Genomic DNA, 19,861 nt, shown 5'->3' on the forward strand with positions numbered 1-19,861 from the left:
ATCTATTTATATCCCAAACATTTAATATAATCTAACTTGAAATCTATCATTGAATAGTTAGCCTTTGACTTATAACAAAATTGCTAAGAGTTGTTTTAAAATCATTATAGCTACGATTAAAATAATGACTGATGACAATTTGTTCAATAGCATGATATATTTCCCTGTTTTATCTATGTTTCCAATCATTTTTCCAACTACTGCCAAGAAAATAAACCATAGCCAAGAAACAATAACAGTAGCTATAGTAAAGACCATTTTTTCAGTACCTTCATAAACTGCACCACTTGTCCCTATTACGCCTATGGTATCCATGATTGCATGGGGATTAAGTAATGATACAGACAGTGCAAAACCAATTTGCTTTTTAGCGGACATCGGTCGATATGATTGTAGTGTAACTGGACGTGTACGCCATAATGACCATGCCATATATAATAAAAATACCAGTCCAATACAATAAATTGTAATTTGTAGCACAGGCATCGATAACAATATCACAGAAATACCTATGACGGCTAACACGATTAAAAATGTATCACATAACCCTGCTGTTATAATAACTGGTAATGATTTGGTAATACTTTTATGGTTTGCACCTTGATTAAATACAAATACGTTTTGCGCCCCTAAAGGCAATATGAGCCCTAGCGCTAATAGTAATCCGTGAACGGCTGATTGCAACATACAAAACTACGCTCCTTTAATTATTACGTCTATTTTAACTATGCTATACTATATGCACAGAAATTGGACCCACCAGATGCAAATTAAAATACCAACCAGATAATATAGGAGCTATTTTATGTTCAAACCAAAATACAAGTAAATTATAGATGATATCATTTCACAAATAGATTCTGGAGATTTAGAACAAGGCATGCAATTACCTTCTCAACGAGATATGGCCTCGTTATATCAAGTGAACCGTTCCACCGTTATACAAGCACTCGATATTCTAAAAAGCCAGGGAATCATAGAAGGTAGAGAAAAACAACGCTTATATGTATCTGGAAATACTTGGCATACTTATATTAAAAACAATATTAATTGGCAAAACTATATTAGCCATAGTACGACTAAAAATAACCAATACTTTGTTCAACAAATTAATAAACTAGAATTTCACACTAACATGATACGATTGGGTACTGGTGAACTTGCTCCCGATCTTATACCTAATGAACAGTTCAAAGAAATTTTGAGCAAGTGTCATACTCCTGTGTTAAATACTAATTATGAACCACCCCAAGGCAACCTTAAGCTTAGAGAAGCAGTGGCACAATATATGCAAAAATTAGGTGTCGCATGTACTGTTGACCACATTTGTATTACATCAGGTGCATTACAAGGGTTAAAACTCATTGCAGATGGCTTACTCATTCTACAATCCAAGATTATTGTTGAATCACCTTCATACATTAATTCAATACGCACGTGGCATAATATGAGGGCCGATATTCAGCAAATAAGCATTTCTGATATTAAAAGTAATATTAATAATATTTTTAAAGTACAATCACAATATACAAACAGTATCTTTTATTGTATACCGACTTTACACAATCCAACACAACATAGTTATTCAACAGAAGAAAAACAAAAAATCATCATGCAATGTGAACAACATGGTATACCAATCGTAGAAGACGATGTGTATGGTGACTTATATTTCAATCATGAACGACCTAAACCATTAAAATCGTTTGATACAAAAGACAATATTTTATATATGAATAGCTTATCTAAAACAGTAAGTCCTGGTTTACGTGTCGGGTGGATTGTTGCCAAGCCTTCTGTCGCAGCACATTTAGCTGATTTAAAAATGCAAAATGACTATGGCGCAAGTTCTATATCACAATATATCGCAATACAATGGTTAACACATCCTCAATATCATGACCAACACCTCAAAATGTTAAAGAACCAACTTTTAATTAAGAGAAATTTATTTTTAGAATCTCTGAAGAGATATTTTAGTGATTTCGGTTCATGGTCAACGCCCGAAGGATCATTTTATATTTGGTTCCAATTTAAGTTCTCCATCGATATGAAAAGACTTTTCGATGAAGCGATTGCAGAAAACATACTGATTAACCCTGGTGAAGTATATGATAAAGATGCGCGTGATTGTATCCGTTTCTCATATGCTTATATCGATGCCGAAGATATCGATGCAACTTTAAAGCATTTAAGCAAAATGATCCAAACACGTTTTACGCCACCGTCTTCCCACATTGGCAAAGGTAATCACGGTTGATAAGTATAAAAAGTGTTTCTGAACTGTGGTACATGCATAAATCTTTCTAACTTAAAAAAACTGATAAAGGCTGAAACAATTAAATTTGCCTCAGCCTCTATTTAACTTAATCTATATACATTTGTATAGATGATCATATACATTATCAAAACAACACTTCTCAGACATTTATTGTTAAATCTTTATAATATCGAACATGTTTTTTCAGTGGATGATACTTACTAAGTTCTGGGTATTCAAAATGATCAAAACGTTTCATACCAATTTTCTCCATAACTTTGCGTGAAGCTTCGTTATTTTCTGAAGTGAAAGCATATACTTCTTCAATGCCTTGTTCTTTAGCATATTTCAATACCGCAGCTGCGCCCTCAGTTGCAAAGCCATTGCCCCATACTTCTGGAATTAAGCGCCACCCAATTTCATAAAATGGCAATTCTTCAAATGTGTATTTACTTTCTTTAGGAACATAATTCAAGCCAATAAACCCTAGCCAGCCATTTGTTTCTTTAAGTTCTACAGCGAATAATCCTATGCCATTTGATTGGATCGCTTCATCCATTTTTTTCATATCGTGTTCTGAACGTTTATAGCTTAATAAACTAGGAAAATATCTCCGAACTTGCCGATTGGCATTCATTTGTTGAAATGGTAATAAGTCTGTTTCTCGCCAATCACGTAATCTCAACCGTTCAGTTTCAATATAAACTGTCATTCATTACACCTCTATACTTAAAGTAAATTTATATAGAAAAGTAACGCGTTATGAGCGCACTCATATCGCGTTACTTTTTTAGTATTTCAAAGAATATCCATTACGTTCTTGAAATATAGCTAATTAATTCAACGTTTACCGCAATTTCTTTTAAACGATTGCGTTCGCTTTTCGGTGCAGTAAATGTTGCATCGATAAAATCATTCTGATGATCTAGTTTATACGTCGCTACAAATGTATCCGTATCTGATTCGAAATTTGGCAAATGTGCAATAACACGTTTAATTTCACCCGTTGAATCTTTAATTTGTCTGCCAGTAATGCTTTCAATTTCTCTACCTAATTCTGGCAAAGTAATTGAACGGCCTTCTAATAAATTGAAATCTTGTTCATGCATAACGGTAACCTCTCTTCTATTCAAGGAAATTGTTAATTCACTTTATCTTTATATTCACATAAACGATAAAACATATTTATCAATTAACTTGTATTCCAACTTTTTATTTTAAATATTTTTATATGTGACGATTAAAACTTGTAATATCTTATAACGATACCCATTATAACAATTACTAAAACCAGTTTACAATGATTTCCTAGGAAATACTATTTAAGGATGTTTAAATAAGATGATATATAAATTATGATGCGTGATACCCTACGACTACTTTATGTCTTGGCATTAATATCTTTTTCTAAGTCGTCCGATTTATCTTTAAGTTTGTCTTGCTCTTTTTCTAATTTTTCTTTTTGCTTTTTCAAGTCTTTATTTTGCTTTTCAAGTTTATCGATATCTTTTTCTAAAGACGCTTTCTCATCATCTTTACCACATGCTGTTAGAGTAATGGTTGATGCTATTATGAGTGCCAGCCATTTTTTCATGTAATATCTCCTTTTTCATAATAATATATATTTTATCATTATTTATGCTTATCTTCATTATTTACCAATAAGTTTTTGACCATAACGACCTTATCCACATCATACCCCATATTAAAATTCATTTTTTGCATTTTTTGGTTCGAATAAGCTACAGTACTTTCTATTGTATGCGCCCCTTTATCTCGTGCCCATGCTTCAATCTCTTTTTTTAACTTAGTTGCAACACCCTGATTACGGTGAGTAGATTCAACATATAACATTTCAATTAATGCTGTTTTCAGTGTTTTATCATATCGTGCCCAAATAAAACCAATCAACTGTTCACCTTGTGTTTGAATCAATATTGTATCGTCACTGTATCTTAAACCATGTTCAATCATTTCAATACGCAAAGCAACAGAAAGTTTAGTCCTTTTATATGTAGTATTTTGCCGTTCCAGTTCTGCTTCATGCACTTCAGCAATTCGGTTAATATATTGTGTCTGTTTAATTGTTAATCGATTCATATATACTCCTTATAAAAGCTTGTTGATTTATATTATGATATTAGTCATAATAATTCTTATCTTATAAATATATTCTAAAAAAAGGTAGCGAAATTCAAATGAAATCCACTGATAAATTAATGCGTGAAAATAATGTGAAATCACTTAGATTAAATAATACAGATAGAGAAACGTTTGAAAATTATATGACTTATGTACGAGCTGATTTAAGCGTAAATCCACATGCATCTGAAAAAATGTTAAATCGCATTTTACATCAGTTATTACAGGCCGAAAAGGAAGGCACCCTCGCAATGGATTTCTTTAACCATGATCCTAAAGCGCATGCTAAAAACGAAATCAAAAAGTTACCTAATGAAACTATAACTAATATATTCAAATATATATTTCAACATATCTTATTATTTATAGGTATTTTTTGTTTTTTAAAAGGTTTTATTGGATTTTTCATTGGCGCAAAACGTTTATATATTTATACCTTCCCTCTTATGTTAATTGTCGGTTTCATTATCATTTTCTTATTTATTTGGGTAATATTTAAAACTGTGCAAATGCAATGTTTTACTAAATCACATTGGACATCGATTGGCACTTATATCAGCATTATCCTTTTATTATTTGCAACTTTCTATGTATTTTTTGTTCCACAATCTTTTTTAGCGATAGGCCCTTATCTCTTAATTAGTAATTGGACCTTTATCATTATTTCTTTTATCGTTATTCCAGTTTCACTCTATATCGATCATCACTTTATCAATAAAGATGCCAACACTTCTTTATAAACAGTGCATAGTGATAAAAAAGTAGGACAACGAAATCTTATTTAAAATATGATTTCATCGCCCTACTTTTATCTATTATTTAATATGTCTATATTAAATATTTAGTCCTTCTTTTTTCTCAACACGAATACTCACTAATAAGAAAATGAGTCCAATAACCGTTAATATAGGTGCTATTAAACTTAATGATGCTATAGGTAAATTCGTAACCACGACGCCTCCTATGAAGGCACCTAAAGCATTACCTAAATTAAATGCAGATTGATTCAACGTACTTGCAAGTGTTGGTGCATCTTGAGAGATTAAAGTACTCTTAAATTGTAATGACGGGCTCATACTAAAGCCAATCAAACCAAAGAAGAAGATGCCTGCTACCATTAAAATACTATTCATTTGAACGAAGTATAATAAGATGAAATATAGAATAAAGACGATAAAAATGATTTTTAAAGCTTTATTTAAATTCCAATCTGCCAGCTTACCACCAACGACATTACCAAGAGTAACCCCTATACCAAATATAATTAACAGATAAGAGATTAAGTTTTCTTGTACATTGGAGACATCTATGAGCACAGTAGAAATATAAGTAAAGTATGCAAACACACTACTAAAACCAAACAATGTCACTGCAAGCGTTAGCCACAAGCGCTTTTCTTTTAAAATTTGTAATTCATTTAAGACAGATGACTTAATCGTTTCACGTTGCATAGGAACAAAAATGATGATGCCAATCAGTGCAAGTGCCCCAATAATCGAAATAATAATAAACGTCATAGGCCAACCAAAGTTTTGACCAATTAATGTACCAAAAGGTACACCTAATATATTACTCATACTTAACCCCATAAACATAAGTGCCATTGCGCTCGCACGCTTTTCAGGTCTTACCATACTTGCCGCAAGTATAGAACCAATACCAAAGAACGAACCATGTGCTAAAGAGGTAATAATTCGACTTGTCATCATAAACCCATAATTAGGACTAAACGATGCTGTAAGATTCCCTATAATAAATATTCCCATCAATACAATCAACAAATATTTTCTATTCCATTTTATTGTCAACATAACTATGATAGGTCCACCGATTGCTACACCCAATGCATAACCAGTGATCAATTGTCCTGCTTGACTCACCGTCACGTCAAAATCTCGTGCAATATTAGGCAATAACCCCATAATAACAAACTCTGTCATGCCAATTGCAAACGCACCAATTGCAAGCATCCATATCGCTATAGGATATTTCATTTTCGACTTACCTCCCGTTACGTATTTTTTAAACATGATTGTGATTATACTAAAATGCGATTGCTTAAAACAAGGGTATTGCTTAATTTTTACTGTTTTTTATATAAATCCGCTTACATTATATGTGTAGTTAAAATTAATCGCACATATAAAAAATGTTGATCATTCAAATCTAAAATAACATCTTATAAAAGTTATTTTAAAAATGAACCATCAACACGAAGGTATACTGATTTAGTTTATAAGTAAGGCATCTACAAAGAACCAAATCACCATAATAATCATAATGATTGCCTGTGCTACTGAGCTTGCTAAAAAGGCAACGACCGAACCAAAGCTCGCTTTTAGCGCTTTAGTTAAGTTAGGCTCTTGAATCATTTCTACAACAAGCACTGCAACAAATGGAACTATAATAATGCCAAAAGGTGGAAAGACAAAACAACCGACGATGACACCGACAAGTGCAACCAGTTCACTTAACTTTGAACCACCAAATTTATTTACAAAGTATTTATTCATAATAAAATCAGCAACAAGAATAAATACCGTGAATAATATCATAGAAACATAAAATACCCATGATAAGTTGCCATTATGAAAACCAAATTGATAAATTAAAAAACCGACCCATAACACTAATACTGAAGGAATAATGGGTTTAATTAATCCAATAAATGCTAAAACAAATGCTGCTATAATACATAGCCATAAAATTACTGTCATGATTATCTACTCCATACTTTCTTCTGTAAATTTTTGATCTTTAGTAAAGAAAATCAGTATCATGCCAACAAATATTGAAGCTGCTGAGACATAAAATACATTGCCTAAACCAACCCATTGACTCATGATACCACCTAATAAATTCCCACATAATTGACCAATAACCATCGCATTAGCAAATAATGTCGACGCATAACCCGGAAAATCTGGTAATATATCTTGGAAATAGCTAATACCTAGCCCAAGTAAAATTGCTAAAAATATGGCTAAGAATACTTGGCCAACAAACATCATTACAAGGCTTTCGAATACCCCAATGCTAAAGTAAAATAATCCACCAAATAAGCCGCCTAATATTAATAGTGTGCGCGTTGTTAATTTAGCAGATAAAATACCGAGTAATACCATAAATGGTACTTCTAATCCTGCACATAAACTTGCCAAACCGCCGACAAACCCTTCAGGTTCATTTAAATAGTTTGTAACGAACAATGGCATATTCAACGTATACATCCATTGCCCAATATGCAATAAGATAAACGCTAAAAATGGAACTAATAATACTTTATCTTTTAACATATTTGGTGCAGCTGCTTCTACATGGTTCACATCGGAAACAGTGTGTTCCGTTTTAATATCTTTAAAAAAGAAAACTTGCAGTAGTAAAGTGAAGATTATAATTGTAATGGTGCCCCCAAACAGCCCAGAATAACCATTTGCGCTTAATAGCAAAGCACCTATTAAAGGACCGAATAAAAATCCAAATGAAAACATTGATCTCAAAACAGCATTTGCAAATTTGGCTTTATTTTTAGACGCGGAGGCATTAATTGATTCTCTTGCCGAGGCATACATTTGTGGCATTGCAGGTGCAAAACACCCTTGAAAAATCGCATACATCGCTATAAAAATCCAAATTTCATGAATATAAAAATAAATAGAAAAACTTACGGCCCCCATAAACAGGGCAGCAACAATAATCAATTTCCTATTTATATTTCGCGTATCTGAAAATCGTGCCACAATTGTATTTACAATAAATTGACTTATTGCTGCTAAAGCTAATAATAACCCGTATTGAGAGGACGTCATTCCTAAATCATTTGTAGCAAATAACACTAAATAAGGTACGGTAATCGCAATTCCCATTCCCAATAGCATCATATTAATTACAAATAATTTGTAATTCTTGATATGTAATAAGGCACTAAACATATAGCCAACCTCTATTCAATAAATAATATGTTCAACAGTGTGAAAGTAAGTATTCCAATATGGAAATATTTCTAACTATAAGAAAGTTGAGATGGTTTGTCGTTTATGATTCAACATATTCCATCATTAAATTGATAAATGATTCTACTTGAGGTAATTGCTTCATACTCGCATCGTAGCTTAAAAATGTTGAACGAATCAATGGTTTTTCATCAATATTTACACGTTGGAATTCAAATTGCTCTCGATCGAGATGTTTCATCATAATTTCAGGTAAAATCGTAACGCCTACACCATTCAATAACATTTCTTTACATGTAGCAACTTGGTCAACAGTAATCATCGCATGATAATCTTGACCTATTTGACTACCATACCATTCTTTTATCTGATTAATATAAATTGGATCAGCTTGAAATTCAATAAATGGCATCTTATCTACTTCATCATTGCGATTTTTGGGATGAATAAAGAAATGTTCATCATTGAAAAGATGCGTATTACTTAAATTCATCATTTTATTACCACGAATAATCATGACATGGTAATCTCTATGATTTGCTTTTATCTGTTCACTTGAACCTACTTGAACTTGAATTTCTACGTTTGGAAATTGTCGTGTATATAAGTTTAAAACTTCTGGCAATAATGTTTGTCCAATTAAAGATGAACAACCAATCGATATCGTACCATTTACTTCGCCAATATGCGCTTGCATTTTGTCTAAGAATAGACGTTCTCTATTAAGCATTTCTCTAGCATGCTCAATAATCATTGCGCCTTCAGTAGTCGTAATCAATTGTTTCTTTGTTCGAATAAATACATTTACGCCAAAAGCATTCTCAATGGCCTTTAGACGTTGCGTGACTGCAGGTTGAGAAATATATAATATTTCTGCTGCTTTCCTAAGTGTTTTAGTTTCATCAAGCGTAGTTAACAAGCGATAATCGTCTATCTTCATAATTATCCCCCTATTTTTTATGCACGTTTCTGTAGCCGCTTCCATTTCATTACACATGTTTTCCATTATGCCCATAATGTAACCTGTAAACAAACTGACTCATACTTCAATACGCACGTTTTATCTCAATATTTCATTTCATACTAACCACAATCACCTTTTCAGTTCGTCCTCGCTACTTTCACTATAGTTCAGCAATTAAAATAAATAAAAGACATTCAAGTTATGTTTCAAATGTCTTTTATTCTATGTGTATGGTTCACTATAACACGTTTTTTTAATGACTCCTATACTATTTTTCAAAGGATTACATACTGCATAATGAGCGATTAAGTTTGTTATGCATATTAATCAGTTTCTAATTTTCTTTGGATATAGATGAAGACTTCTGACTCCATTGTTCAAATGTACCTTTTTTATGCTGAGATTTTGTTTCAGATCTTTCATTTTTCGCTTGTTTGATGTGTTTTTCTTGTTTGTGCGAGGGCTTATGCTTGTGTGTTTTAGCTTTATGATCTTTCGGTTTATGCTGTGCTTGCGTTTTTGTAACACCTTGCTTATGTTGCTTTGCCTTTTGTTTAATTTTATAAAAGCAATACATAATCTTATCTTGCATCGATTGAAAATCTGCATCAATTTTAATCATTAATTGATGTGCAATTACATAAGCTTCGTGATACTGCTTTCTCGTAATTTGCCCTGACTCTAAAGCGCGTTCTAAATCGTCTTGGTCTACAAGTTCATATTCGCCATTGGGTAATACAAGTACATCCAGACATAAATCAATTGTGCGTGCATTACCTTTTTGTGTAACATTTTTTATATTTATATCAAAATAATATTCCAACGGATTGCCCTTGTCATCTATCATCACTGTAATACTATAGCGCTTTTTCTCAGGTAAGATTTGTAACCATTGATAGTTATCATCAGCAACAATAATATTTTGACCTACAACTGAAACCTCTAATGGTTCTCGTACTTTATTCATTGTGACCAAACCAATGATTCCTTTGAACTTATTATTGTTCACCTTGACCTCAGTATATTCTCTATCAATGATGCGACGCCAGTGACGCTTATCGATATATTTTACTTTCACTGTCACCAACTCCTTAACATTATTATATAAAACTGTCTTCTTTATGTCATCTCATGAATTATATTGTCAGCATTCAATTTGCACTGCAGAAAATTTGATTATTATTATTGTACTATATTTCATAGCGTAAAAGCGAAATTGACAATCTTTATGAATTCTGTTAAATTTTATCTATATTTTTCTGAAAATTCTATAAATAAAGGAGATAGAACCATGGCAGTTATTCAAAGACCATTTAGAGCCGATCATGTCGGTAGTTTATTACGTCCTGAACGCTTAAAACAAGCACGCCAGGATTACCAAAACAACATTATCGATGCACAGGCATTGAAACAAGTTGAAGATGAGGAAATTGAGCACATCATTGAAAAACAACTTGAAATTGGATTACATAGTATCACTGATGGAGAGTTTCGCAGAAGTTGGTGGCATTTCGATTTCCTAGAAAATTTAAATGGCGTAGAAGGTTATACCTCAGACCGTGGTTTAGAATTCGAAGGTGTAGAGACACGAAATCACAATGTTAAAATCATTAGCAAAGTACAATTCAATCCAGATCATCCTCACTTTGAGCATTTCAAATTTTTACATGACAAAGTAGATGGACGTGCTACATCTAAAGTCTCTATACCAAGCCCTAATCAATTATTTCATCCTAATATTTTAAATGAAGAGATTTATCCAGATATCGAAGACTTTGCGCATGACGTCGCAAAAGCCTATCATGATAGCCTACTTAAATTTTACGAATTAGGCGCACGTTACATTCAATTAGACGATGTTTATTGGGCAAACCTAACTTCAGGTACACAAAAGACGCGTGGTCGTGATCGAACTGAAGAAGAAAAAGAAGCTGCACGTCAACTTGCCTATCAAGTTGTCAATGAAGCTGTTAAAGATTTACCAGAAGATTTACTCATTACCACACACATTTGCCGTGGTAACTATCAATCTACTTGGGCAATTTCAGGTGGCTATGAACCTGTAGCACCTTATTTATTCCAAGAACAACTTGGTGGGTTTTTCTTAGAATATGATGATGAACGTTCTGGTGACTTTGAACCTTTACGTTTCTTCCCTAAAGACAAATCTGCAGCAGTGTTAGGATTATTTACATCAAAAAATGGTGACTTAGAAGATAAAGCAACGATTCTTAAGCGTATTGAAGAAGCACAAAAATACATTACTTTAGATCAAATATGCTTAAGCCCTCAATGTGGCTTTGCTTCTACAGAAGAAGGAAATAAATTGACTGAAGACGCGCAATGGAAAAAATTAGCTTACGTTGTCGAAATTGCAAATGAAGTCTTTGGCACTGCGAAGTAATTTTAAATATCTTGTCTTACGCAAATATGATAAATGAAGAGATTGCATATTAAAACAACCCATTTTATGGCGATGTGATCTTAGATATATCATAAATTAAGCTACGTTTCTTTAAATAAATGAGACATTACATTTTCAATTCAATCATCTACTGCTTAATTCAAAAAAGAGTCTGGGGCATCTATTTATGTCCCAGACTCTTTCACTTATTTATTATTTTTTTCTATTTCATCTGCCGTTAAAGCATAGCGTTCATTTATCTCTGTTAATTCTGGATAATGTTTATTTAGCCACTCTTTACTAAGCAACTCAAAATGTTCAAATTCAAAGCCTGGTTGACACATACAGCCAACCAAAGCATATGCATTTTCATCTTCTACGCTAGATGCAAAAATCGTACCTTTAGGAACGACGTATTGTAATACGTCACCCGCTTCAATATGCTTACCTAATGTCACCTTTTCATATTGACCATTCGGAGAAATCATGTGAATTGTGAGTGAATCCCCCTCATGATGATACCAAATTTCATCAGCATCGATACGATGAAAATGTGAAATATTATGATAAGTTAACAAAAAATAAATACTTGTGTAAGCTGCTCTATCCATGTCTTTATCAAGGTTACCTTTGATAACTTCTTTATAATAGCCACCTTCTGGATGCGGTTGCAATGCTAATTGTGAAATCCAACGTTGTACTGTTTGTTCCATACTACTTCAAATCCACATTATGGAATACATTTTGTACATCGTCTAAATCTTCTAACGCTTCTACTAATGTTTCAAATGTTTCTTGGTCTTCTGCTGATAACTCAATATCTGTTTGTGGTAACATTTCAAATTCAGCTACTTTAAATGTATCAACGCCTGTTTCACGTAATGCATCTTGCACCTGAGCGAATTGATCCGGTTCAGCATAGACAATCGTTAATCCATTCTCATCTATAACATCTCTCACATCTATATCTTGTTCCATTAATGCTTCCAATATATCATCCGCTGATTTATCTTCTATACCAAAGACTGCCGTGTATTCAAACATATACGCAACCGAACCAGAGACACCCATGTTGCCACCGTTTTTACCAAAAGCTGCACGAACATCAGAAGCTGTTCTATTCACATTATCAGTCAAAGCATCTACGATAATCATTGAACCACTTGGACCGAATCCCTCGTATCGTAGTTCGTCGTAGTTCTCTTCACCAGAACCTTTTGCTTTTTCAATCGCTTTTTCAATAATATGGTTAGGCACTGAATATGTCTTCGCGCGTTCTAAAGTTAGACGCAATGCTTGGTTTGACTCAGGATCTGGTTCTCCAGATTTAGCAGCCACATAAATTTCTTTACCAAATTTAGCATAAATTCTACTTGTATTTTTATCCTTTTGGGCCTTTTTTTCCTTAATATTATTCCATTTACGTCCCATATTTCCATCTCACTTTCTCAATAACTACATTGATTAACATGTTATATTATACAATAATTTCCACAGAGAATATAGATGTAAGCCCATAACATCCATTTTGTTTATTCACCTTATATACTAAAAAACAGGCGTGGGTTTACCTGGGCTAACGCTCACGCATATGTCTCACAAGCATTTTTACGTGTCATATCTATGTTTTAGCTTATGCATAAAGACGACGCTATTCTATAAAAATATAAACATCTTTTCTTTAAACAAGTGAGAACATTGCATTTTGAATATAGCCATCTACTCCCTAATTGAAAACGAGCCCAAGACATCTATTTATGTCTCAGGCTCGTCGTTATATTTATATTCTATTTTCACATAAAAATTTCGTGTTAATAATGAATGATTATTTTACATATGCTTCAATATCATCAAGAAGAGTCTCATATTTTTCTGCGTTGTCGTCATTCATAAATAAGTAGACTTTACGTTCATCTTCTGTTGAACGTATTTTACTTACTCTGTCTTGATCGATTAAGCGACGGATAGATGCAAGCACCTTCGTTCTACTCAACTCTAATTCCGTTGTTGCAATTTTTAAAAATGGTTGCATTAGCATATTTTTGTTCCTACAGTTATGTCGTATAAGCTCTAAGATAGCTACATCATTCATTGTTAACTTATAGGTTTCTTCAACGTAATGCATCACACGTTTATACTTTTTATAAACATTTAAAAATTGCGCTTTTTTCTCTTCATTCATTGTTGTTACACCTCCAAATGCTAGTAAGCAATACAATATAATTATCCATAAAATGTAATTGCTTGTCCTTATCATTTGTAATTATAGGTTTGTCAAAATTGCGAACAATAATAAATTAAGTTTCATAACGCTTTTTCAATATTGCATTTTATAAATTTTATTATGTGTTGATCATTTATATATATCAATAATGTGCACTGTATTATAATCTAAATTTAATGTCAAAGTTTCTTCTTCAAAATGATGCTCAAACACACTGAATTCAGGTTTATTATATTCATCTATTTTCTTAATACATTCATTTGACCATTGATAATGGTTACGTAAGTGCTCAGGAATCGCGTAATTAATATTACCGTACACGTTGCTTATAGTTTCATAAAAAATAACATAAGCACGTCGCAACATCATATCCTTAAAGTTGATATGAATTTGAATGTTTTGTTCTTCGTGATCTAAAGCATTTTCACTCTCAACTACACGCCAGTCACCCACAAAAATTGTGATTTTGTGTGGGTGATGTGCTACCGTATAATAATCATATTCTTTCACGCTAGATTTACTCTTTCCCATTAATCTTTCATATATATTACCTAGAATAGAACGGAATCCATTTCTATCATATAAATACAATGCATGTTTCTTATCCTCTTGTTTAACTAAATCTATACCGACACCAAAGAAGTTTCCACGCGCTTTCTTAAACATACTCATCAATAATGGCGGACTTTCTATTAACTCCATATGATCATCATTTAATAAAAAATTATTATGAACATTTAAAAGATAATATTTTCTTTCTTCTAACTGCATTTCACTCATTATTTTTTTATATTACTGAATTTAAACACTTCTTTGGTAAGTAACTCTTCATAATCTTCATTAAGATAAGGTGATGATAATTTATGATTATCAATAAAATAGTAATCAAATCCAATGCGCTTCAATTGAGGCTCCATATTTTTAAAAACTTCTGGCTAATTGAATAAATGTGTAATATCAACACCAAATTTCACATTTTTTCTATAAAGTTGTATTTTAATGATATTGCGATATATTTCTTTAAGGGGCATCGTTGAAAGATCAAAGACGTAGCTGACCGAGTGCATGCTATCTTCTAACAACTCAGGGTGTGATTGTACATATGATTTGTATTGACTATAGATCTCATCTATATAAATATTCACTTCTTCATCTGTTTGAATTTGAAATGCTATATTAACATTCGTATTCAACACAAATTTTATAAAACCGCAATCCACATCTGTTGTAAAAGCATCTCGTAATGATTCAACATCTATCATGCAATAAACTAATACTTTTTGTGTGCCTTCAAAGATGTAGCGCATACTTTGGTTATCAAATAAATTACGAAATTCTTCTAAAGAATGAATTTGAATGACAATTGCATCGTTGTTCGATTCTGCCATTTCATTGATATCTAAACAAATATAATTATTTTGGACATTTAGTTTCTGTAATTTTTTAGCAATGATTTGTTGTGTTTCCTCAAAGTTTTGCTCATCATCTTTGGTTTACTACATTAAAGACTTTATCTGATTTTGTAAGTTGTCAATTTTCTTTAGGTGAATATCCAAAATAATGTTTAAATTTTTTACTATAACTCGCAAAACTACTAAAACCATATGCATCTGAAATTTCAGAAATCGTAAGTTTCCCTTCTAATAATGGGCCGATTGATACTGGTAATTTTAATGTATCTACATAAGTTTTGAATCGCATGCCTAGTGTATTATAAAATTGGCTTGATATATTTGATTGCGATATAAACACTTTATTAGCAATTGCTTTCAATGTTAGCCTTTTATGTAAATGTGTATTTACATAATCTAACATTTCACCTGTAATACCATAAAATGAATAATCTGTTTGTTGTTTTAAATAATTAACATCAATCTTAGCTTCTGTCGCAATAATATCAACGATTTTATACATATAAGTTTCATATAGTTCATTTGTCAGTGTTTGATCTAAATGATGCTTAGCTAAATTTAATAAAGCCTCAAATAATCTGCTCGAAGATCGTATCAACTTAGATGTATATTGATACTCAAAAAATGAATACCCTCGCTCATGAAACCAATCACTAGAAATATATAATAATAACGACATTTCGTTTCTTTTGATTCTAAATATTTCTGTATTATTCACGATAAGTAAATCTTCTTCAACTTCTACATTTGTTATAAAATGCTGTACTTCAACGGCATCCTTTAAAGGAAATAATAATAATATACCGTCTGTCACGCGCTTAGTAGGATACTTGTCCTTAGAAATAATATTTAAGCATTACGCTTTCATAATTTAACCTCTTTCGAATATTATCATACGCTATGCATTAAACGCTCACTTCACTATTAATTCTAGCTTAATCACGTCATACCCCAAAATTTCAATTAACATGTTTTTAGTCTTTAGGTAATTTTGAATAAAATAATTAATTTTGTCAACATTTTTTGTATTAATCGAACTAAATTTTAAAATACAGCTATAGTATTATTAAACTTTTAAATAGTTCACAAAATTTAAAATTACACTAGATTTTAAAAAAAACCCTTATAAATTACTGTAGAAAGTAATTTTAAGGGTGTAATAACATTTTTGGATTATATATACTTTATTTAACTATTTTCTCATTCTGTTGGCAAGTCTTAATACATATTTTATAATATGAAGTAAGTTAATAAACAAGTTGAAACCCATTTCTCTCGGTGAGAACTGACCCCGTTTCATGCGGTTAAAGTCATATAACGTATAGAGTAAAAATAGCAATAATCCTACAACTGTAATAATTGTATGGAAAATTGGATTCTGGATAAACATACCTATTAAACTTGCAACAATTAATGCAATGAGTGTTACAAAAAGGTATTTACCCATGCTCGCTGCATTTCCAATAACGAAAAATCCAATCAATCCAAATACAATAAAGGCAGATATGGCTAATATAATATTCTTATAAAAAACCTCTGGCCCTAAATTCTGTAAATACACCGTAAACGTTGCATAGGATAGCAACCCAAGTATAATGGCATAGATATGAGAAATCACAAGCCCATACTTACGCGCTCTATTAAAAATTAAAGTTATTAATACTAAACCGAGCAGTACAAAAGAAAGTGGTTGTCTCCATGACATTGGTAGGTATTGTCCAAAATAACAACCTATTCCAAAAATAATCCAATAATATACAAAAAAGAGCCATACTTTTCCGTATGCATGTGATTTTGATTGTTCTTTAGTCTTTTTTTGCTGGTTATTAACATGTTGTGCTGTTTCAGCCAACGCAATCACTCCTTAATTCCAAAAGCTACTATAAAATAAATAAAACATATGCGTTTAATCATAACATTAAACGTCTATATTAATAGCATGTACTTTTTAAATTTTCCACAAAATTAATGCGTAATACTTTAATGTTCACGTTTTTTCAAATAAACAAACATTGAATATACAATATTTTTAAAATTTATTATTTATAGACTTTTTTTATATCCGCTTATGTTACATTTGAAATAAATATCATCTTACTTGAAATAACAGAAAGACTTGTAAATGGCGCAGTAAAAGTATTTATTTCATATAAACATGGCATTACGAAATTTTAATAATATTACATCTTGATAACAACGTACACAAAGCAAATGATTTTTGTTAGTATGGAATGTGAATTCAGATTAAAAACACTAACGAATATATTTAATACATATTTACGGTTAGATATATAGGAATTGAAGGAGGAGTTCTTTTGAAAAAGTTAGCATTTGCAGTTACAGCAGCTTCAGGCGCGGCAGCCGTTATCGCCAATCATGAAGCCGATGCGTCAACACAACATACAGTAAAATCTGGTGAGTCACTTTGGTCAATTTCACAACAATACGGTGTTTCAGTAGACGAAATCAAACAAAGCAATAACATCAATAATAATATGGTATTCCCGGGACAAGTTATTGAAATTGGTGGAAGTAGCTCACAAGAAAGTGGATCTACATCAAATAACACTTCAAATGGTTCATCACATACAGTTCAATCTGGTGAATCACTAAACATTATTGCGAATCAATATGGCGTGTCAGTTGATGAAATCATTGCAGCTAATAATTTAAATGGATATTTAATACATCCTAATCAAACACTAACAATTCCAGATACTACAGGAACAGGTGGTTCAGGTGGAACTGCTACAGAAACACCAAGTTCAAATACAGGTGGTTCTACAGCAAGTGATGCTAACCTATATGACTGGGGACAATGTACTTGGCATGTATTTAACCGTAGAGCAGAAACTGGTCAACCAATCAGTACTTACTGGTGGAACGCTGATCACTGGGCTGATAATGCAGCAGCAGATGGTTATACAGTTAATAATGCACCTACAGCAGGTTCAATCATGCAAAACTTCGAAGGACCTGTAGGTCACGTAGCTTATGTTGAACGCGTTAATCCAGATGGTAGTATTTTAATTTCAGAAATGAACTATAATACACCACCAGGTACAGTTGATTACCGTACAATCCCAGCTTCACAAGCTTCAAGCTATAACTACATTCACTAAGTATATATTCAAGCGAGTCTGGGACATAAATAGATGTCACAGGCTCTTTTTCATTTAGGCAGTAGATGTCTGAATTAAAAATTCGCTTATATCAAGCTTTTTTCAATCCTAGTCATCCTTGCCGAGGTAGGACTACGAAATCTCTATTAGAAAATTTGATTTCTGTCCCACTCCCGTTTTTTCTCCTCTTATTTATTATTAATATTCCCACCTATGCGCCCTATCGCTGTATAAATAAAAAGAACGAGCAGATAAACACAATTGTTAAACAATTGGTTTTCGCTCGTTCTTTTAGTAAATCAATTGATATCTATCTAATGTATGTAAATACCAATCAACAAGTGCCTATAGTGTAAGAAAATTACTATCTATAAGAAAATATTTATAATGTAGTAAATAATTGCTGCAACAAGTGCAGAAATTGGTAATGTAATTACCCATGTGATAATCATACGTTGTGCTGTATTCCATTTCACACCTTTAATACGGTTAGATGAACCAACACCTAGAATAGATGAAGATACAACATGTGTTGTGGATAATGGGAAATGTAAAGATGATGCAACAAATATTGTTAATGCAGATGATAAATCTGCAGCTGCACCATTAGCTGGACGTATTTTCATAATATTACCACCAACTGTTTTGATAATTTTCCAACCACCAACAGCTGTACCTAGTCCCATTGCAGTAGCACAGGCAACTTTAACCCATAATTGCGGTTCAACGCTTGTACCTGTTTGAATATTAGCAACTATTAAAGCCAATGTAATAATCCCCATTGATTTTTGCGCATCATTTGTACCATGAGAAAATGATTGCAGTGATGCTGTGAAAATTTGGAAAAATCTAAAATTACGATTAGACTTTGTAAGATTTGCATTTTTAAATACAACTTTTACAATTGAATACATGATAAAACCAACACAAAATGCAATAATCGGTGATACGAGTAAAACAACGATGATTTTCGTGAATCCTTCATAATGTAATACTGCAAATGAACCTTGCGAAGCAATTGCTGCCCCGGCGATAGAACCAATTAATGCGTGTGATGACGAACTTGGTATACCGTAATACCATGTGATTAAATTCCATAAAATAGCTGCGATGATGGCTGCTAATACGACAACAAGACCATTTTCTAATTTAAATGGGTCTACAATATCTTTCGTAATTGTCCCTGCAACCCCAGTGAAAGTTAAAGCACCAATAAAATTCATCACTGATGCTAAAAGTATCGCAGTTCTAGGCGTTAAGGCACGAGTAGAAACAGCAGTAGCAACAGCATTGGCTGTATCATGGAAACCATTGATAAAGTCAAATATAAGTGAAAAAATAACGATAGCTACTGTGATGATCAAAATATATTCCATAAGT

23 protein-coding genes are annotated in these 19,861 nt (G+C 32.3%); 4 read left to right on the forward strand and 19 right to left on the reverse strand.

From position 1 onward, the window contains the following. Positions 1-69 precede the first annotated feature (69 nt). On the reverse strand, positions 70-687 hold the full coding sequence (locus KA893_RS04360) for a LysE/ArgO family amino acid transporter (protein ID WP_011303689.1): 618 nt from the start codon (positions 685-687) through the stop codon (positions 70-72). A 142-nt stretch (positions 688-829) separates the two neighbouring features. Here KA893_RS04360 and KA893_RS04365 point away from each other — a divergent pair, with 142 nt between their 5' ends. Beyond that, a complete protein-coding gene (locus KA893_RS04365) occupies positions 830-2,260 on the forward strand; it encodes an aminotransferase-like domain-containing protein (protein ID WP_232335014.1) in 1,431 nt (476 codons plus the stop codon). Between the two features lie 160 nt (positions 2,261-2,420). On the opposite strand, the gene KA893_RS04370 is transcribed toward KA893_RS04365, so the two are convergent. The 4 genes from KA893_RS04370 to KA893_RS04385 form a co-directional block, all read right to left on the reverse strand. Further along, positions 2,421-2,972 carry a GNAT family N-acetyltransferase gene (locus tag KA893_RS04370; protein WP_002483981.1) on the reverse strand — a complete coding sequence of 184 codons (552 nt, stop codon included), beginning with the start codon at positions 2,970-2,972 and terminating at the stop codon, positions 2,421-2,423. A 100-nt stretch (positions 2,973-3,072) separates the two neighbouring features. Next, entirely contained in the window at positions 3,073-3,369 is a 297-nt protein-coding gene (locus KA893_RS04375; RefSeq protein ID WP_002483982.1) for a hypothetical protein, read from the reverse strand. A gap of 272 nt (positions 3,370-3,641) precedes the next feature. Then, positions 3,642-3,854 carry an SA0632 family lipoprotein gene (locus KA893_RS04380; RefSeq protein WP_002483983.1) on the reverse strand — a complete coding sequence of 71 codons (213 nt, stop codon included), beginning with the start codon at positions 3,852-3,854 and terminating at the stop codon, positions 3,642-3,644. A gap of 38 nt (positions 3,855-3,892) precedes the next feature. After that, positions 3,893-4,360 carry a GNAT family N-acetyltransferase gene (locus KA893_RS04385; protein ID WP_115353070.1) on the reverse strand — a complete coding sequence of 156 codons (468 nt, stop codon included), beginning with the start codon at positions 4,358-4,360 and terminating at the stop codon, positions 3,893-3,895. Between the two features lie 98 nt (positions 4,361-4,458). On the opposite strand from KA893_RS04385, the gene KA893_RS04390 reads away from it, so the two are divergent. Then, entirely contained in the window at positions 4,459-5,142 is a 684-nt protein-coding gene (locus KA893_RS04390) for a DUF1129 family protein (RefSeq protein WP_115338652.1), read from the forward strand. A gap of 93 nt (positions 5,143-5,235) precedes the next feature. Here the strand turns inward: KA893_RS04390 and KA893_RS04395 are convergent, their stop codons facing one another. From KA893_RS04395 to KA893_RS04415, 5 genes are all read right to left on the reverse strand, one after another. Next, positions 5,236-6,396 carry an MFS transporter gene (locus KA893_RS04395; RefSeq protein WP_011303695.1) on the reverse strand — a complete coding sequence of 387 codons (1,161 nt, stop codon included), beginning with the start codon at positions 6,394-6,396 and terminating at the stop codon, positions 5,236-5,238. A gap of 234 nt (positions 6,397-6,630) precedes the next feature. After that, on the reverse strand, positions 6,631-7,119 hold the full coding sequence (locus KA893_RS04400) for a DUF456 domain-containing protein (protein ID WP_011303696.1): 489 nt from the start codon (positions 7,117-7,119) through the stop codon (positions 6,631-6,633). Between the two features lie 6 nt (positions 7,120-7,125). Beyond that, positions 7,126-8,334 (reverse strand): sugar efflux transporter, encoded by a 1,209-nt coding sequence (locus KA893_RS04405; protein WP_011303697.1) that lies wholly within the window; start codon positions 8,332-8,334, stop codon positions 7,126-7,128. Positions 8,335-8,437: 103 nt separating this feature from the next. Then, positions 8,438-9,295 (reverse strand): LysR family transcriptional regulator, encoded by an 858-nt coding sequence (locus KA893_RS04410; RefSeq protein ID WP_002483989.1) that lies wholly within the window; start codon positions 9,293-9,295, stop codon positions 8,438-8,440. A 358-nt stretch (positions 9,296-9,653) separates the two neighbouring features. Then, on the reverse strand, positions 9,654-10,397 hold the full coding sequence (locus KA893_RS04415) for a ribonuclease FAU-1 family protein (protein ID WP_037538993.1): 744 nt from the start codon (positions 10,395-10,397) through the stop codon (positions 9,654-9,656). Positions 10,398-10,610: 213 nt separating this feature from the next. Between KA893_RS04415 and KA893_RS04420 the strand changes: the two genes are divergently transcribed. Continuing rightward, complete coding sequence (locus tag KA893_RS04420; protein WP_011303699.1) at positions 10,611-11,723, forward strand: 5-methyltetrahydropteroyltriglutamate--homocysteine S-methyltransferase; 1,113 nt, start codon at positions 10,611-10,613, stop codon at positions 11,721-11,723. 206 nt (positions 11,724-11,929) lie between these two features. On the opposite strand, the gene KA893_RS04425 is transcribed toward KA893_RS04420, so the two are convergent. The 8 genes from KA893_RS04425 to KA893_RS04445 form a co-directional block, all read right to left on the reverse strand. Continuing rightward, positions 11,930-12,436 carry a cupin domain-containing protein gene (locus KA893_RS04425; protein WP_069825709.1) on the reverse strand — a complete coding sequence of 169 codons (507 nt, stop codon included), beginning with the start codon at positions 12,434-12,436 and terminating at the stop codon, positions 11,930-11,932. Between the two features lies 1 nt (position 12,437). Then, on the reverse strand, positions 12,438-13,154 hold the full coding sequence (locus KA893_RS04430; protein ID WP_002483993.1) for a YebC/PmpR family DNA-binding transcriptional regulator: 717 nt from the start codon (positions 13,152-13,154) through the stop codon (positions 12,438-12,440). Between the two features lie 394 nt (positions 13,155-13,548). Next, complete coding sequence (locus KA893_RS04435) at positions 13,549-13,905, reverse strand: transcriptional regulator, SarA/Rot family (RefSeq protein ID WP_002483994.1); 357 nt, start codon at positions 13,903-13,905, stop codon at positions 13,549-13,551. A gap of 171 nt (positions 13,906-14,076) precedes the next feature. Then, positions 14,077-14,727 (reverse strand): hypothetical protein, encoded by a 651-nt coding sequence (locus tag KA893_RS13920; RefSeq protein WP_228481205.1) that lies wholly within the window; start codon positions 14,725-14,727, stop codon positions 14,077-14,079. Continuing rightward, on the reverse strand, positions 14,727-14,864 hold the full coding sequence (locus KA893_RS13925) for a hypothetical protein (RefSeq protein WP_228481208.1): 138 nt from the start codon (positions 14,862-14,864) through the stop codon (positions 14,727-14,729). The genes KA893_RS13920 and KA893_RS13925 overlap by 1 nt, the downstream gene beginning before the upstream one ends. An 18-nt stretch (positions 14,865-14,882) precedes the next feature. After that, positions 14,883-15,335 carry a hypothetical protein gene (locus KA893_RS13930; protein ID WP_002483996.1) on the reverse strand — a complete coding sequence of 151 codons (453 nt, stop codon included), beginning with the start codon at positions 15,333-15,335 and terminating at the stop codon, positions 14,883-14,885. Between the two features lie 142 nt (positions 15,336-15,477). Beyond that, positions 15,478-16,173: a helix-turn-helix transcriptional regulator gene (locus tag KA893_RS14200; RefSeq protein ID WP_232334898.1), complete on the reverse strand. Its 696-nt coding sequence runs from the start codon at positions 16,171-16,173 to the stop codon at positions 15,478-15,480. Between the two features lie 378 nt (positions 16,174-16,551). Then, complete coding sequence (locus KA893_RS04445) at positions 16,552-17,211, reverse strand: Bax inhibitor-1/YccA family protein (RefSeq protein WP_129303471.1); 660 nt, start codon at positions 17,209-17,211, stop codon at positions 16,552-16,554. Positions 17,212-17,674: 463 nt separating this feature from the next. Here KA893_RS04445 and KA893_RS04450 point away from each other — a divergent pair, with 463 nt between their 5' ends. Next, positions 17,675-18,481, forward strand: coding sequence for a LysM peptidoglycan-binding domain-containing protein (locus KA893_RS04450; RefSeq protein WP_041079738.1), 807 nt, complete (start codon positions 17,675-17,677; stop codon positions 18,479-18,481). A 368-nt stretch (positions 18,482-18,849) separates the two neighbouring features. Here KA893_RS04450 and KA893_RS04455 read toward each other — a convergent pair whose 3' ends face one another. Further along, positions 18,850-19,857 carry an inorganic phosphate transporter gene (locus tag KA893_RS04455; RefSeq protein WP_041079739.1) on the reverse strand — a complete coding sequence of 336 codons (1,008 nt, stop codon included), beginning with the start codon at positions 19,855-19,857 and terminating at the stop codon, positions 18,850-18,852. Positions 19,858-19,861 lie beyond the last annotated feature (4 nt).

It is taken from the genome of Staphylococcus sp. GDY8P126P (genome assembly GCF_017891965.1).
Lineage (GTDB): Bacteria > Bacillota > Bacilli > Staphylococcales > Staphylococcaceae > Staphylococcus > Staphylococcus saprophyticus.

What these genes read in the sequence shown, in the direction of transcription:
- KA893_RS04360 (WP_011303689.1), bottom strand. Translation starts at nt 687, where the DNA reads ATGTTGCAATCAGCCGTTCACGGATTACTATTAGCGCTAGGGCTCATA.
- KA893_RS04370 (WP_002483981.1), bottom strand. Translation starts at nt 2,972, where the DNA reads ATGACAGTTTATATTGAAACTGAACGGTTGAGATTACGTGATTGGCGA.
- KA893_RS04375 (WP_002483982.1), bottom strand. Translation starts at nt 3,369, where the DNA reads ATGCATGAACAAGATTTCAATTTATTAGAAGGCCGTTCAATTACTTTG.
- KA893_RS04380 (WP_002483983.1), bottom strand. Translation starts at nt 3,854, where the DNA reads ATGAAAAAATGGCTGGCACTCATAATAGCATCAACCATTACTCTAACA.
- KA893_RS04385 (WP_115353070.1), bottom strand. Translation starts at nt 4,360, where the DNA reads ATGAATCGATTAACAATTAAACAGACACAATATATTAACCGAATTGCT.
- KA893_RS04390 (WP_115338652.1), top strand. Translation starts at nt 4,459, where the DNA reads ATGAAATCCACTGATAAATTAATGCGTGAAAATAATGTGAAATCACTT.
- KA893_RS04395 (WP_011303695.1), bottom strand. Translation starts at nt 6,396, where the DNA reads ATGAAATATCCTATAGCGATATGGATGCTTGCAATTGGTGCGTTTGCA.
- KA893_RS04400 (WP_011303696.1), bottom strand. Translation starts at nt 7,119, where the DNA reads ATGACAGTAATTTTATGGCTATGTATTATAGCAGCATTTGTTTTAGCA.
- KA893_RS04405 (WP_011303697.1), bottom strand. Translation starts at nt 8,334, where the DNA reads ATGTTTAGTGCCTTATTACATATCAAGAATTACAAATTATTTGTAATT.
- KA893_RS04410 (WP_002483989.1), bottom strand. Translation starts at nt 9,295, where the DNA reads ATGAAGATAGACGATTATCGCTTGTTAACTACGCTTGATGAAACTAAA.
- KA893_RS04420 (WP_011303699.1), top strand. Translation starts at nt 10,611, where the DNA reads ATGGCAGTTATTCAAAGACCATTTAGAGCCGATCATGTCGGTAGTTTA.
- KA893_RS04425 (WP_069825709.1), bottom strand. Translation starts at nt 12,436, where the DNA reads ATGGAACAAACAGTACAACGTTGGATTTCACAATTAGCATTGCAACCG.
- KA893_RS04430 (WP_002483993.1), bottom strand. Translation starts at nt 13,154, where the DNA reads ATGGGACGTAAATGGAATAATATTAAGGAAAAAAAGGCCCAAAAGGAT.
- KA893_RS04435 (WP_002483994.1), bottom strand. Translation starts at nt 13,905, where the DNA reads ATGAATGAAGAGAAAAAAGCGCAATTTTTAAATGTTTATAAAAAGTAT.
- KA893_RS13920 (WP_228481205.1), bottom strand. Translation starts at nt 14,727, where the DNA reads ATGAGTGAAATGCAGTTAGAAGAAAGAAAATATTATCTTTTAAATGTT.
- KA893_RS13925 (WP_228481208.1), bottom strand. Translation starts at nt 14,864, where the DNA reads ATGGAGCCTCAATTGAAGCGCATTGGATTTGATTACTATTTTATTGAT.
- KA893_RS13930 (WP_002483996.1), bottom strand. Translation starts at nt 15,335, where the DNA reads ATGGCAGAATCGAACAACGATGCAATTGTCATTCAAATTCATTCTTTA.
- KA893_RS04455 (WP_041079739.1), bottom strand. Translation starts at nt 19,857, where the DNA reads ATGGAATATATTTTGATCATCACAGTAGCTATCGTTATTTTTTCACTT.